This window comes from Chromohalobacter beijerinckii (assembly GCF_023061185.1).
GTDB classification, from domain to species: domain Bacteria; phylum Pseudomonadota; class Gammaproteobacteria; order Pseudomonadales; family Halomonadaceae; genus Chromohalobacter; species Chromohalobacter beijerinckii.
In genome coordinates this window covers 1-13114 of the sequence record NZ_JAKGAK010000031.1, presented here as the reverse complement: position 1 = coordinate 13114, position 13114 = coordinate 1, and the positions used below count along the sequence as shown (strand labels likewise).

11 protein-coding genes are annotated in these 13114 nt (G+C 56.3%); all 11 read left to right on the top strand.

Translation table 11 applies throughout. From position 1 onward, the window contains the following. Positions 1-521: 521 nt before the first annotated feature. The 11 genes from L1075_RS15330 (at position 522) to L1075_RS15280 (ending at position 13050) form a co-directional block, all read left to right on the top strand. Entirely contained in the window at positions 522-2093 is a 1572-nt protein-coding gene (locus L1075_RS15330) for a Re/Si-specific NAD(P)(+) transhydrogenase subunit alpha (RefSeq protein ID WP_246942679.1), read from the top strand. A gap of 18 nt (positions 2094-2111) precedes the next feature. Next, positions 2112-3554, top strand: a complete 1443-nt coding sequence (locus L1075_RS15325) for an NAD(P)(+) transhydrogenase (Re/Si-specific) subunit beta (RefSeq protein ID WP_246942677.1) — start codon at positions 2112-2114, stop codon at positions 3552-3554. A 150-nt stretch (positions 3555-3704) separates the two neighbouring features. Continuing rightward, entirely contained in the window at positions 3705-4775 is a 1071-nt protein-coding gene (locus tag L1075_RS15320) for an NAD(P)H-dependent glycerol-3-phosphate dehydrogenase (RefSeq protein ID WP_246895702.1), read from the top strand. Between the two features lie 2 nt (positions 4776-4777). Beyond that, the gene (gene sixA, locus L1075_RS15315; protein ID WP_246895701.1) at positions 4778-5263 is read left to right on the top strand and encodes a phosphohistidine phosphatase SixA; all 486 of its coding nucleotides are present in this window, start codon (positions 4778-4780) and stop codon (positions 5261-5263) included. 12 nt (positions 5264-5275) lie between these two features. Continuing rightward, the gene (locus tag L1075_RS15310) at positions 5276-5584 is read left to right on the top strand and encodes an antibiotic biosynthesis monooxygenase family protein (RefSeq protein ID WP_040242328.1); all 309 of its coding nucleotides are present in this window, start codon (positions 5276-5278) and stop codon (positions 5582-5584) included. A 211-nt stretch (positions 5585-5795) separates the two neighbouring features. After that, positions 5796-6719: a 5-dehydro-4-deoxyglucarate dehydratase gene (gene kdgD, locus L1075_RS15305; protein WP_281504343.1), complete on the top strand. Its 924-nt coding sequence runs from the start codon at positions 5796-5798 to the stop codon at positions 6717-6719. 131 nt (positions 6720-6850) lie between these two features. After that, the gene (locus tag L1075_RS15300) at positions 6851-7831 is read left to right on the top strand and encodes a Bug family tripartite tricarboxylate transporter substrate binding protein (RefSeq protein WP_246895698.1); all 981 of its coding nucleotides are present in this window, start codon (positions 6851-6853) and stop codon (positions 7829-7831) included. Positions 7832-7907: 76 nt separating this feature from the next. Beyond that, complete coding sequence (locus L1075_RS15295) at positions 7908-8423, top strand: tripartite tricarboxylate transporter TctB family protein (protein WP_246895697.1); 516 nt, start codon at positions 7908-7910, stop codon at positions 8421-8423. A gap of 2 nt (positions 8424-8425) precedes the next feature. Then, positions 8426-9952, top strand: coding sequence for a tripartite tricarboxylate transporter permease (locus L1075_RS15290; RefSeq protein ID WP_246942673.1), 1527 nt, complete (start codon positions 8426-8428; stop codon positions 9950-9952). 131 nt (positions 9953-10083) lie between these two features. Continuing rightward, complete coding sequence (locus L1075_RS15285) at positions 10084-11409, top strand: enolase C-terminal domain-like protein (RefSeq protein WP_343311330.1); 1326 nt, start codon at positions 10084-10086, stop codon at positions 11407-11409. A 63-nt stretch (positions 11410-11472) separates the two neighbouring features. Further along, entirely contained in the window at positions 11473-13050 is a 1578-nt protein-coding gene (locus L1075_RS15280) for an aldehyde dehydrogenase (NADP(+)) (RefSeq protein ID WP_246895748.1), read from the top strand. Positions 13051-13114 lie beyond the last annotated feature (64 nt).

Here is a 13114-nt window from a genome sequence, read left to right as displayed (position 1 = left end):
CTCCTTGAGCGCCAGGGAGTCGATATTCTGAGCGTGGAAGAGCTATGTCGCGGTTGTTGAAGTTACAATCATATTATCGGTGTTCGTAACGTTAATATGCGTGAGGTTTAACTAAGAGAAGGCGCGAATAATGTATCGGTTATGAGTGCCATAAGGAAAAAAAGAGGTATTGTTTTACAAATAATTTCGAATAAAAACAATGGGTTGTGGCGGGTGGTGAGGCATAAGAGCTGCGTTATGGTTGCTATAACTCAATGATTATGATGGAGAATTTTGGTTTTCCTGTTGATTTTTAAGGCGTTTTTCCTTAAATAAATAAGACTCTTTTATTCGAGGTGCATCGACGTTCCTGGTGTACGACGACGTTATTTACATGACCACGTTCCAATGTGCCGACATGACACAACCTTCCATGAGGGAGAGCCCTATGCGACGAGCGAGGAGTCAAGGATGAACATCACCGAATATATGGCAGGCGGCGCCTGGCAAGGCGCTATCCGACACGAAACAGGAGGTGCGGCATGAGAATTGGGGCTCCCAGGGAGCGTGCCCAGGGCGAGGCGCGCGTGGCGCTGACGCCGGAAAGTGCTAAGCACATCCAGAAACTCGGTCATGAATGCATCGTCGAGTCAGGCGCCGGGCGCGCGGCTGGTTTCGACGACGATGCATATCGCGATGCAGGTGTCGAGGTTGTCGACGGCGGTGCGGCGTTATGGTCGGCGGCCGATGTCGTTATCAAGGTGCGCGAACCCGACGAAGAGGAAGTGGGCTATCTGCGCGAGGGGCAGACGCTGATCGCGTTTTTCTGGCCCGCTCAGAACGAAGACTTGCTCGAGCGTTGCAAGGCGACCGGTGCCACGGTCATGGCCATGGACATGGTGCCGCGTATTTCGCGCGCTCAGAAGATGGATGCGCTTTCCAGCACCGCCAACATCGCCGGGTACCGTGCGGTGATCGAGGCAGGCAACCAGTTCGGACGCTTTTTCACCGGCCAGGTCACGGCAGCGGGCAAGGTACCGCCGGCCAAGGTGCTGGTCGTGGGCGCGGGCGTCGCCGGGCTGTCTGCCATTGGCACCGCGACTAGCCTTGGCGCCGTGGTACGTGCCTTCGACGTACGCCCCGAAGTGGCCGAGCAGATCGAATCGATGGGCGCCGAATTCTTGTTCCTCGATTTCGAGGACAGTCAAGATGGCTCGGGCTCTGGCGGCTATGCGGCGCCCTCTAGCCCCGAGTTCCGCGAGAAGCAACTGGCGCTTTTCCGCGAGCAGGCGCCCGAGGTGGATATCGTCATCACCACGGCGCTGATTCCGGGCAAGCCGGCGCCCAAGCTGTGGCTCGAGGACATGGTTCAGGCCATGAAGCCGGGCTCGGTAATCGTTGACCTGGCGGCCGAGAAGGGCGGTAACTGCGACCTCACTGTCCCTGACGAGCGTATCGTCACCGACAACGGCGTGGTCGTCGTCGGCTATACCGATTTCCCTTCGCGCATGGCGACGCAGGCGTCGTTGCTCTACGCCACCAATATTCGTCACATGCTCACCGATCTGACGCCGGAAAAGGATGGCGTGATCGTTCACGACATGGAAGACGACGTGATTCGTGGCGTCACCGTGGCGCATCATGGCGAGATCACCTTTCCGCCGCCGCCGCCCAAGGTCAAGGCCATCGGGCAGTCGGCGCCCAAGGAGAAACCCAAGGAGCCCACCGCTGAAGAGAAGAAGGCTGCCGAACATGCCACCTTCCTTGCTCAGACCAAGCGCCAAGTGGGCATGCTCGTGGCCGGTGGCGTGGTGATGGGCCTGCTGGGACTGGTAGCGCCAGCGTCGTTCATGCAGCACTTCATTGTGTTCGTGCTGGCTTGCTTCGTGGGTTTCCAAGTGATCTGGAATGTCAGTCACTCGCTTCATACGCCGCTCATGGCGGTGACCAACGCCATCTCGGGCATCATCGTCCTTGGCGCGGTCTTGCAGATCGGGTCGGGCAGTTGGCTAGTAGGCTTGTTGGCCGGCATTTCGGTGCTGATTGCCACCATTAATATCGTGGGTGGTTTCCTGGTGACACGCCGGATGCTTGCCATGTTCCAGAAATCCTAACGCGGCGGAGAAAAGACGATGTTGAGTCAAGGATTGGTGTCCGCCGCAGCGGTGGCGGCAAGTGTGTTGTTCATCCTCTCGCTGGGGGGATTGAGTAATCAGGAAAAGGCCAAGCGTGCCGTCTGGTATGGCATTGTCGGGATGGCACTGGCGGTGATCTTCACCATGTTCGGCCCCAATGTGGGCGGCTATTGGTGGATGATTCCGATGATGGTGATCGGCGCCGGTATCGGCGTCTATTTGGCCAAGAAGGTCGACATGACCGAAATGCCCCAGCTCGTGGCGGCATTGCATAGCTTCGTCGGTCTAGCGGCGGTGTTCATCGGCTTTAACGCCGACCTGGAGCGTCGCCGGGTGATGGCCGCGCAGTTCGTCGGGGACGCCAGCGAGCGGTTTTCGGCTTTCGCCGCGCTGGTGGCCGAGAAGACCCCCGCCGAGTTGACCTTCCTGCAGGTCGAGGTGGTGCTGGGCGTATTCATCGGTGCGGTGACCTTCACCGGCTCGGTGATTGCCTTCGGCAAGCTGGCAGGCAAGGTGGACGGCAAACCACGTCAATTGCCAGGCGGCCATCTGCTCAATGCTGGGGCGGCGATCGCCGCGCTTCTGTTGGCAATCGCCTACCTCAACGGTGCGGGCTTCTGGACGCTGCTGTTGTTGGCACTGCTGGCGTTCTTCATCGGTTATCACCTGATCATGGGCATCGGCGGCGCCGACATGCCCGTGGTGGTGTCGATGCTCAACAGCTACTCCGGTTGGGCGGCGGCAGCCATCGGCTTTACGCTCTCCAACGATCTGTTGATCGTCACCGGGGCGCTGGTGGGCTCCTCGGGTGCCATCCTCTCCTACATCATGTGCAAGGCGATGAATCGCAACTTCGTCAACGTGATACTGGGTGGCTTCGGCGGCAGCAAAGGGCCGGCCGCGGAGATCGAGGGCGAGCAGATTGCCATCGATACCGGTGGCGTGGCGAGCGCGCTCAACGATGCCGATAGCGTGATCATCGTGCCCGGCTACGGCATGGCGGTGGCGCAGGCGCAGAATGCGGTCAGTGAGTTGACCCGCAAGTTGCGTGCTGCGGGCAAGACGGTGCGTTTCGGTATTCATCCGGTTGCCGGGCGTTTGCCGGGACACATGAACGTCCTGCTGGCCGAGGCCAAGGTGCCTTACGACATCGTGTTGGAGATGGACGAGATCAACGACGATTTCGCCGAAACCGACGCGGTGATCGTCATCGGTTCCAATGACATCGTCAATCCTGCCGCCGAGGAAGACCCCAACAGTCCCATCGCCGGAATGCCGGTGCTCAAGGTGTGGGACGCCAAACAGGTCTTCGTCTGCAAGCGTGGTCAGGGTACGGGCTACTCGGGCATCGAGAACCCGCTGTTCTTCAAGGAAAACACTCGCATGCTGTATGGCGACGCCAAATCGAGCATCGATGCCTTGTTGCCGATGATCGATTGATCGGCCTGCTGCTTGGCAGGAGCAGAGCGAGTAGTATGACGACACCGCCTACGGGCGGTGTCGTCGTTTGAAGGCAGACGATGATCAGGCGTGCGTGACACGTCAGGTCCGCTACAATGGCGTCATTTCGCAGGCCACCAGGAAACGTCCATGACCGACGAACGTCTTCAAGTCGCCGTGCTTGGCGGCGGCAGCTTTGGCACCGCTATCGCCAGTATTGCCGCCGACAATGGAGCCCGTGTGCGCCAGTGGTTGCGCGACCCGGCCTTGATCGAGCAGATCAACGGCGAGCACCGCAATCCACGCTACTTGCCGAATTACGCCATCAACCCTTCGGTGGTCGCTTCCGACGATATGCGTGCGGTGCTACAGGATGCCGAGGTGGTCTTCATCGCGATTCCCTCGAGCGCCTTTTCCGCCGTTGTTCGTCAGGCTCGGGCGTGGCTCAAGCCTTCGCAAATTCTGGTCAGCACCACCAAGGGGATCCGTGAGGAGGGCTTCAAACTGATGAGCCAGATCCTCGAGGAAGAGACCGGTTTCCCCCATATCGGTGTACTTTCGGGGCCCAATCTCGCCTCCGAAATTGCCGACAAGCATCTCACGGCGACGGTCATCGCCAGCGATGATCCCTATACGCGGGCGCGGGTACAATCGGCACTCGGCTGTGATTATTTCCGCGTCTATGCCAGCAACGACCGTTATGGTGTCGAGCTCGGTGGGGCGTTGAAGAACATCTACGCCATCGCCGCGGGCATGGCGGCGGCGCTGGGTATGGGCGAAAACACGCGCAGCATGTTGATGACGCGGGCGCTGGCGGAAATGAGCCGCTTTGCGGTGGCGCTGGGCGCCAATCCGCTGACCTTCATCGGGCTGGCGGGTGTGGGGGATCTCATCGTGACCTGCTCGTCGAAGCTCTCGCGCAATTATCGCGTCGGGTACGCGCTGGGTGAGAACAAGACACTCGAGGAAGCCATAGAATCGCTGGGGCAGGTCGCGGAAGGCGTTAACACGGTTAGCTTGGTACGCGAGAAAGCGCGCCGTGAAGACATCTACATGCCCTTGGCCGAAGGGCTTTATCAAGTGCTGTTCAACGGCGTGCCGGCGCGGCAGATGGCACAAATGCTCATGCAGCAAGAGCAGAGCAGCGACGTTGAGTTCGTCTTGCCGCGGCAGGACGTGTTCGAGGCACGTCGGATGGAACCCGGCGCAGAGGAGACTTGAGCGTGTCGAACCTTTATATCATGCGTCATGGCGAAGCCGTGCCAGGTATGCCAGATAGTGAGCGGTCACTCACCAAGCAAGGCGAGGCGGAAGCGCGTGCCATGGGGACATGGCTGGAGAGCATGCTCGCCAATGACATGCGCGCGGCACTGCGTATCGTCGCCAGCCCCTACCGACGTGCTCAGCAGACCGCGCAGTGGATGGCGACGCCCTTGGAGCGTTCGGTCGAAACGCTACCGATCATCACTCCGGATGATCCGCTGGAGCCTCTCATCGACTGGTTGCAGCACGAAGTCGCGCATACGCCGTGCCTGCTGGTCAGCCACATGCCATTGGTCGGCGCACTGGTCGGGCGTCTGGTCGAGGGCGATGTGCGTGCGTCTCAGCCCATGCCGACAGCCACCATCGCTAAGCTGGAAGCCGATATCTGGGCCGCAGGGTGCGCGACGCTCAAACACTGGCAGTCGCCGCGTGAACTGCTTGGCTAAGAAGAGAAACAAATGAGTTTTATCGTCATCAACCGAGTTTTCGTCAATTCAGGGTATGAAGCCGAATTCGAGCGTCGGTTTCAGCAACGCGCCAGCGAGGTCGACAAGCAGCCTGGCTTCAAAGCCATGCGAGTATTGCGGCCTCAGGGCAATCAGGCTCCCTATCTCGTCGAGACGGAATGGGAAGACCAGGATGCCTTCCGCGCTTGGGTAGGCAGTGACGACTTCAAACAAGCCCACGCCAACCCCATGCCCGCCGAGGCTTTTTCCGAGGGTGGCGGTCTTGAGCAATTCGAGATCGTCGAGGGCACCCAGGCCTGATCCCGCCATTATTCGCCGCTACCTCCGTCCCCGGTAGCGGCGACCCCTGCGCCGAGTCTTGTTCTTCCTTTTCACCACACGCTCTTTATACCTTGGTTTTATCGACTATTGTCGATGTTGTGTGACAGCGAACAGGCCTCTATCTTTTACTTGTATGATGTATGACATAAAGGCTTTATGTCAGCACGCTAAACAAGACAGATGCGAGGGGATGACGGTGCATTTTTCCAAAGAAAAAACGGTAGAGGCGGTTGGCGATGGTCTGCTTTCCTTCCCGGTAACGGATTTCGACTCCGCAGGTCGTTTCGATGAACAGAGCTACCGGAAACGGCTTGAATGGTTCGTCAGCCATGATGTCTCCGCCGTCTTCGTGGCTGGTGGAACTGGCGAATTTTTCAACCTCTCTTTGGACGAGTTTCGTCATATCGTACGCGTCGCAGTCGATGAAATCGGCGGCAAGGTGCCGGTCATCGCGAGTGCAGGTTTGAGCGTGGAAAGCGGCAAAGCCTTTGCCAGCGCCGCGGAAGAGGCCGGTGCTGATGGTATCTTGCTGATGCCTCCCTATCTGACCGAATGCCCACAAGAAGGGTTGGTCGAGTATGCCCGACAGATCTGTGACAGCACATCGATCAATGTCATTTACTATAACCGCGGCAATGGTGTTCTCGAAGCGCCGGCGGTCCAACAGCTTGCCGATAAATGCCCTAACTTGATCGGACTGAAAGACGGCAAGGGCGATATGCAACTCCTAAACAAGATCGTCAAGACAGTAGGCGATCGCCTCATCTATGTCGGCGGTGTCCCGACCGCTGAAATTTTCGCCGAGGCGTATCTATCCATCGGCGTCAATACCTACTCCTCGGCCGTATTTAACTTCGTTCCTGATATGGCGCTGAAGTTCTACCGCGCCCTGCGTGCAGGCGATAGCGCCACGGTGAAAAAGATTACTCAAGAGTTTTTTATTCCTTTTGTCGATCTGCGTGACCGCAAGAAAGGTTACGCAGTCAGCCTTGTGAAGGCAGGAGCGGGCATCATTGGTATGCCGGCAGGGGATGTGCGTGCGCCGCTGGTGATGCCTGATGAAAATGAGGTTAATGAACTCGTGAAGCTCATTGAAAATTCGAAGGCGCTATAAAGCTGAGTCATGTGTTGTGAGGCTTTAGTGACTTATTATACCAGTAAAAATGAGTTAAACATTAGCATTATTATTAATATGCCTTCATTCAAGGAAATTAATCAAATGATCAGTTTAGTAAGAGGTGTGGAATGATATTCAAAAAAACACTTTTAGGGGTTGCTTGTGTAGCAGCGTTTAGCACCAATGTTGCTCACGCTGACTACCCTAACCGTGACATCCGTGTGATTGTTCCTGCAGCAGCTGGTGGTGGCACGGATGCTATCGTGCGCAAGATCACCAATATCGCTGAAGAGTCTATGCCAGTCTCGATGTACGTCGAAAACGTTGCGGGAGGCATGACGGCTACTGGCCTGCTTCAGTTAATGCAGGCACGACCAGATGGGCAGACTATTGCAGCCATTACTTATGACAGCATCATCACGATCCCCTGGAAAGAGATGCTGCCCGGCTTCAATATGGACAAGATGCGAATGATTGCCCGCATTACACGTGAAGCCGATGCGATTACAGTGCCGAAAGACTCCTCTTACCAGACGCTAGATGACTTTATATCCGCCGCTAAAGAGGAGTCCGGGAGCATCCGTGTCGGTATTCAAAATATGGGGGCCAGAACCCACCTGACTCTGTTGCAGCTCCAAGACCTTACGGGCGCAAAATTCAAGATTGTCTCCTATGACAGTAGCGCAGCTACACAGAAGGAAGCCTTGCTCAATGGGGAAGTAGATGCCGTCGTTACCAGTCTTGGAGATTTAGCTCCATTGATTGAGTCTGGCCAGGCCCGCGGTTTAGTTGAGTTCTCCGATACCCAGAACGAGGGTTTCCCTAATGTGCCGCCGGTGACTGAAACCAATACCGATCTTGACCTGCAAATGGGTAGTTTCATAACTTTGGTTGCTCCTGAACGCACACCGGATGATGTGATCGAAAAGCTGGAAAAAACCTATCACACCGCCTATGAAAGTGATGATTTTCAGCAGTGGTTGAAGAAGGTTGGTGTAACTCCCGCTTGGCTAGGTTCTGAGGAAGTTACTGAGTGGTCACACGACACTCAGGAGCAGCTCTTTAATACAATGGATGAACTGGTCGACAAAGGTGTGTTGGAAAAGTAAATCACCAACACGAATTGGCACCGCTGCTGCGCTGTGTAAGTCGCATGGTGCAGTGTCGTCCTAACGGGTTTTTTATATGTCTTCTCAACGATTTCCTTTAGGTGGGGGGTTCTACGTTCCGGCAGTATTGTCTCTCATCACTGTTGTGTACTTGATCTCGGCAATACAGATTGGCCCGCCGATGAAAGATGGCAATATGACGGCGTCGTTCTTCCCTATGGCCACTGCAGTCATCATGCTTATCGCACTTGTGTGTGCGATGGTGCAGGAGGTCAAACGCAAAAAGGGCATGAAGACCGAAGAGGGAACGGAACAGGAAAGCTCGGCCTTGTTTAGCAAAAGTTATGCCGGTATCTCTCTGGGGGCAATTGGAGTAGTATTGCTAACAGCTGGTTATTTGCTGGCTTTTGATATGATTGGATATATCGTATCGACTTTTTCTTATGTCTTGTTGTTGATCTGCCTTTTTGCTGGCGAGTTAAAGAAGAACTGGGTTATGAAGCTGATAGCCGCTGTTGTGATTACTAGTGTCGGATACTTGCTATTTGAGGTCTTTTTTCAAGTTCGTTTGCCGACCCTATGGAGCCAGTGATCATGGAATCTATATATGGGCTGCTGGGCGGCTTCGCTGCTCTCACTAATCCTGAAACTCTTCTCTATATGGTGGGCGGTTTCCTGATCGGAACATTATTTGGGGCAGTGCCTGGGCTCACCTCGGTGCTCGCAATCGCGCTGTTGCTACCTTTGACTTACAGTCTCGATGTAACCACCGCATTGGTAGCCTGCGCCAGTATTTTCATGGCGGGTATGTGTAGCGGTAGCATCACGGCAACGACCATCAATATCCCGGGAGCACCTTCGTCAATGATGACAGCTATGGAAGGCTACCCAATGCAGAAGCGAGGAGAAGGTGCAAAAGCGCTGGGACATGCTGCCCTGGGGTCAATGATCGGTGGTTCCATTGGGGCACTGCTGTTGATGGTTATTTCTCCATTGGCTGCAGACGTTGCTTTGTTGATTCGGACTCCCGGTAAATTCTCACTCATTGCTTTCGCTCTCATTGTTATCATTATTTCTCAACGTGGGTCTATCACTAAAGGCATGGTAGCCACGTTGCTAGGAGTGATGATTGCTACAATCGGTATTGACGTTGTACAACCAATGGCTCGTTTTACTTTTGGATCGAGTGTGTTGGTTCAGGGAATAGATATGATGCCACTGATTATCGGAACTTTCGCTATCAGTGAGTTGCTTATTCAAGCCGATAGTCGTAGTACTCGAACTGTGGATACCAGTAAGATTCAGGCGGCCAACGTACGTCGACGCGACTTTATTCCCCCGCTATCGGAAGTCCGCGAGATCGGCTTAATCCGTTATTTAAAAAGCGCGCTGATCGGCTATTCAGTCGGGATTTTGCCAGGTGCCGGTGGTTCTATGGCTGCCTTTGTATCTTATGCAGAATCTATGCGTTCTTCGAAGCATCCAGAACGCTATGGAAAGGGAAATCCGGAAGGCATAGCAGCGGCTGAGTGCGCCAACAACTCCATGTGTGGCGGCGCGTTTGTTCCGATGCTAACTTTTGGCATACCTGGTGATCCAACGACTGCTATTGTTCTTGGTGTGTTGGTCATAAACGGTCTTCAGCCCGGTCCACAATTCATGACACAGCAGCTCGACTTGGTTGCGCCGATGTTTGCCTCGCTATTCGTCAGCGCGTTGATCCTGGTACCGCTGACGCTCTATCTTCTTGGCCCCTACTTTCTGAAGATTGTTTCGATTCGCCGAGATATCCTCTACTCTAGCATTGCCGTAGTGGCGCTGGTGGGGAGTTATGTCGCGACCTATTCCACCTTTCAGATGGCATTGGCGCTGGTATTTGGTGTGCTTGCGTACTTCCTTCGCAAGCAGAGTTACCCCACTGTCTGTTTATTGCTCGGCTTCGTGCTCGGGCCCAGTTTGGAGGAGTATTGCCGCCGTGCATTGTCTATTAATGACGGTAGCCCAATGGTTTTCTTGACCAGTCTCGATAGTCTCTTCTTTATTATCCTAACAGGGGTGTTCTTCTACTTCATGGTGATTCGAAAGCCAAAGAAGGGTGGTGTTGGTGAGCCGCCTGTCTAAGCTGTCATAGCTTTTATTCGAACCGTCGCAGAAGCCTTGTATTAAATTGGATAGGCCAGTCCTAAAAGTATAAGCCATTGCGTGCCGGGAAGCTTTTAAATATACCGGGCGCCAAGATGAAGGAACGTGCCATGATGTCTCAGGTGAAAAGCATGCATGTAGTTCCGGTGGCCGGCTACGATGGTTTCCTGCTCAACCTGAGCGGTGGCCACGCGCCCTGGTTCATCCGTTGCGTGGTGATTCTCGAAGACGACGCGGGAAATAAAGGCGTGGGAGAAATCCCTTCGAGCGCCGGTATTCTCAATGGGCTGGAACAGTGCCGGGGGCTGGTCGAGGGGTCGCGTGTCACCGATATCAAGAAAACGCTGAGTCAAACGAAACAGCTTCTGGCAAAAAACGGCCGTGAAGAGCGCGGCCGTCAGACGTTTGATCTTCGCGTGGCGGTGCATGTGCTGACGGGCATCGAATCCGCGCTATTTGATCTTCTGGGCCAGGCGTTGGGTATGCCGGTGGCGGATCTATTGGGGCAATACGGTCGCCAACGCGACGAAGTCGAGGCATTGGGTTATCTGTTCCTGCTCGGCGATCCGGATAAGACCGACCTGCCTTATCCCAAAGCCGAGAATCCGCAGGATGCCTGGGATGAAGTACGCCGCAAGGAGGCACTGACGCCCGAGGCCGTCGCCAACCTGGCCAAGGCTGCCTATGAGCGATATGGCTTCAGGGACTTCAAGCTCAAGGGCGGCGTGCTGAGCGGCGAGGAGGAAGCCGATTGCATCCGCGCGCTGCATGAGGTATTCCCCGAGGCGCGGCTGACCCTCGATCCCAATGGCGCCTGGTCGCTTGACGAAGCCGTGCGTGTTCTGGAACCGGTCAAGCATCTTCTGAGCTATGCTGAAGATCCCTGTGGCCAGGAAGAAAGCTATTCGGGTCGTGAGACCATGGCGGAGTTCAAGAAGCGCACCGGCTTGCCTACGGCGACGAACATGATCGCCACCGACTTCAAACAGTTGCAGTATGCCGTGCAGCTTAATTCAGTCGATATCCCCCTCGCGGATTGCCACTTCTGGACCATGCAGGGCGCGGTGATGGTCGGCGAACTGTGTAATGAGTGGGGTATGACCTGGGGCTCGCACAGCAACAATCACTTCGACATCTCGCTGGCAATGATGACGCATGTGGCAGCGGCCTGCCCGGGTGAGATCACCGCCATCGATACGCACTGGATCTGGCAGGATGGACAGCGGATCACCAAGGAGCCGTTTCTGATCCGCGATGGCAAGCTGAAGATACCGTCCGCGCCGGGGCTCGGCGTTGAGCTGGACGAGGAAAAGTTGATGGAAGCCCACCAGCTTTATAAGCGTCTCGACGTGACGCAGCGTAATGATGCCATGGCGATGCAGTATCTGATCCCGGGGTGGGAATTCGATCCCAAGCGTCCCGCTCTAGTGCGCTGACGTCTTTCGATACGCTTGACTTGAATTGTGCTGATTTCGGCACTCTATGCTAGGAGTAACTGTATGATTATAGAAGGAAAGCAGATAATCGGTCAGCAGCTCGTCGCAGGCAGCCGCGATCCGATCCAAGCGATCAATCCGGCAACCAACGAGCGTCTCGATCCAGCCTATCCGGGCGGTACGCAAGTGGACGTCGAGCGTGCCTGCGAACTGGCCTGGAGCGCCTTCGATACCTACCGCGAGACCTCGCTAGAGGATCGCGCCAAGTTCCTCGAAACCGTCGCCGATGAGATCGAGGCGATCGGTGACGATCTCATCGAGCGCGCCGTGGCCGAGTCAGGTCTGCCCCAGGCGCGCATTCAGGGCGAACGCGGACGTACCTGCGGTCAGCTACGCATGTTCGCTCGCGTCGTGCGTGACGGTGAATGGCTCGATGTCCGCGTCGATCCGGCATTGCCGGATCGTCAGCCGATGCCGCGTGTCGATCTGCGTCAGCGCCACATCGCGCTCGGCCCGGTCGTTGTCTTCGGTGCCAGCAACTTCCCGTTGGCGTTTTCCGTCGCCGGTGGCGACACCGCTTCTGCATTGGCAGCAGGCTGTCCGGTCATCGTCAAGGCACATGCCGCACATCCGGGCACGAGCGAGTTGGTTGGCCGCGCAATTCAGTCCGCAGTCAAGAAGTGCGGGCTTCCGGAAGGCGTCTTCTCACTGATATTCGGTTCTGGTCGCGAGGTGGGGACTGCTCTGGTCACGGATTCTCGCATCAAGGCGGCTGGCTTTACCGGCTCACGCAGCGGCGGTCTGGCTTTGTGGAAGGCGGCTCAGTCGCGGGCCGAACCGATCCCGTTCTATGCCGAGATGAGTTCGATCAATCCGGTCTTCCCACTGCCGGCGGCGCTCAAGGCGCGCGGCGAGGAGATGGGCAAGGCCTTCGTAGGATCGCTCAACATGGGCGCGGGTCAGTTCTGCACTAACCCAGGACTGGTCATCGCGATCAAGGGACCGGAACTCGATGCGTTCCTTTCTGCTGCTGGTGACGCGGTCAAGGGCAGTGCGCCGCAGACCATGCTGACGCCGGGCATCCATGAAGCCTACGAGAACGGTGTCGGTGCGCTGGTGAGTAATGGTAAGGCGAGGGAAGTGGCGCGTGGCGAAAAGGGCGAAGGCCCGAACCAGTGCCAAACTGGCCTGTTCGTGACCGCGGCACAGGACTTTCTGAGTGACGAGGCGTTGCAGGGCGAAGTGTTTGGCGCCACCTCGTTGGTCGTCGAATGTGCCGATGCGGCCGAACTTGCGAAGGTCGCCGAGCACCTGGAAGGCCAACTAACAGTGACGTTGCAAATGGATGACGCCGATCTCGATGTGGCGCGCCAACTATTGCCGACGCTTGAACGCAAGGCGGGTCGTATTCTGGTCAACGGCTGGCCGACCGGTGTCGAGGTGTGTGACGCGATGGTCCATGGCGGTCCGTTCCCGGCAACGTCGGATTCACGCACGACGTCCGTGGGGACTGCAGCTATTTATCGCTTCCTGCGTCCGGTCTGCTACCAGAACTTGCCCGACGGCCTTCTGCCGGAAGCGATCAAGCAGAGCAATCCGTTCAAGTTGGATCGTTTGGTCGACGGTAAACGCGAGAGCTGATTCCCAGCGTCGCTATCGATACCATTCGGGTATTCAAGGCCACTCTTCGGAGTGGCCTTTTTGT

What these genes read in the sequence shown, in the direction of transcription:
- L1075_RS15330 (WP_246942679.1), top strand. Translation starts at nt 522, where the DNA reads ATGAGAATTGGGGCTCCCAGGGAGCGTGCCCAGGGCGAGGCGCGCGTG.
- L1075_RS15325 (WP_246942677.1), top strand. Translation starts at nt 2,112, where the DNA reads ATGTTGAGTCAAGGATTGGTGTCCGCCGCAGCGGTGGCGGCAAGTGTG.
- L1075_RS15320 (WP_246895702.1), top strand. Translation starts at nt 3,705, where the DNA reads ATGACCGACGAACGTCTTCAAGTCGCCGTGCTTGGCGGCGGCAGCTTT.
- L1075_RS15310 (WP_040242328.1), top strand. Translation starts at nt 5,276, where the DNA reads ATGAGTTTTATCGTCATCAACCGAGTTTTCGTCAATTCAGGGTATGAA.
- kdgD (WP_281504343.1), top strand. Translation starts at nt 5,796, where the DNA reads ATGACGGTGCATTTTTCCAAAGAAAAAACGGTAGAGGCGGTTGGCGAT.
- L1075_RS15300 (WP_246895698.1), top strand. Translation starts at nt 6,851, where the DNA reads ATGATATTCAAAAAAACACTTTTAGGGGTTGCTTGTGTAGCAGCGTTT.
- L1075_RS15295 (WP_246895697.1), top strand. Translation starts at nt 7,908, where the DNA reads ATGTCTTCTCAACGATTTCCTTTAGGTGGGGGGTTCTACGTTCCGGCA.
- L1075_RS15290 (WP_246942673.1), top strand. Translation starts at nt 8,426, where the DNA reads ATGGAATCTATATATGGGCTGCTGGGCGGCTTCGCTGCTCTCACTAAT.
- L1075_RS15285 (WP_343311330.1), top strand. Translation starts at nt 10,084, where the DNA reads ATGATGTCTCAGGTGAAAAGCATGCATGTAGTTCCGGTGGCCGGCTAC.
- L1075_RS15280 (WP_246895748.1), top strand. Translation starts at nt 11,473, where the DNA reads ATGATTATAGAAGGAAAGCAGATAATCGGTCAGCAGCTCGTCGCAGGC.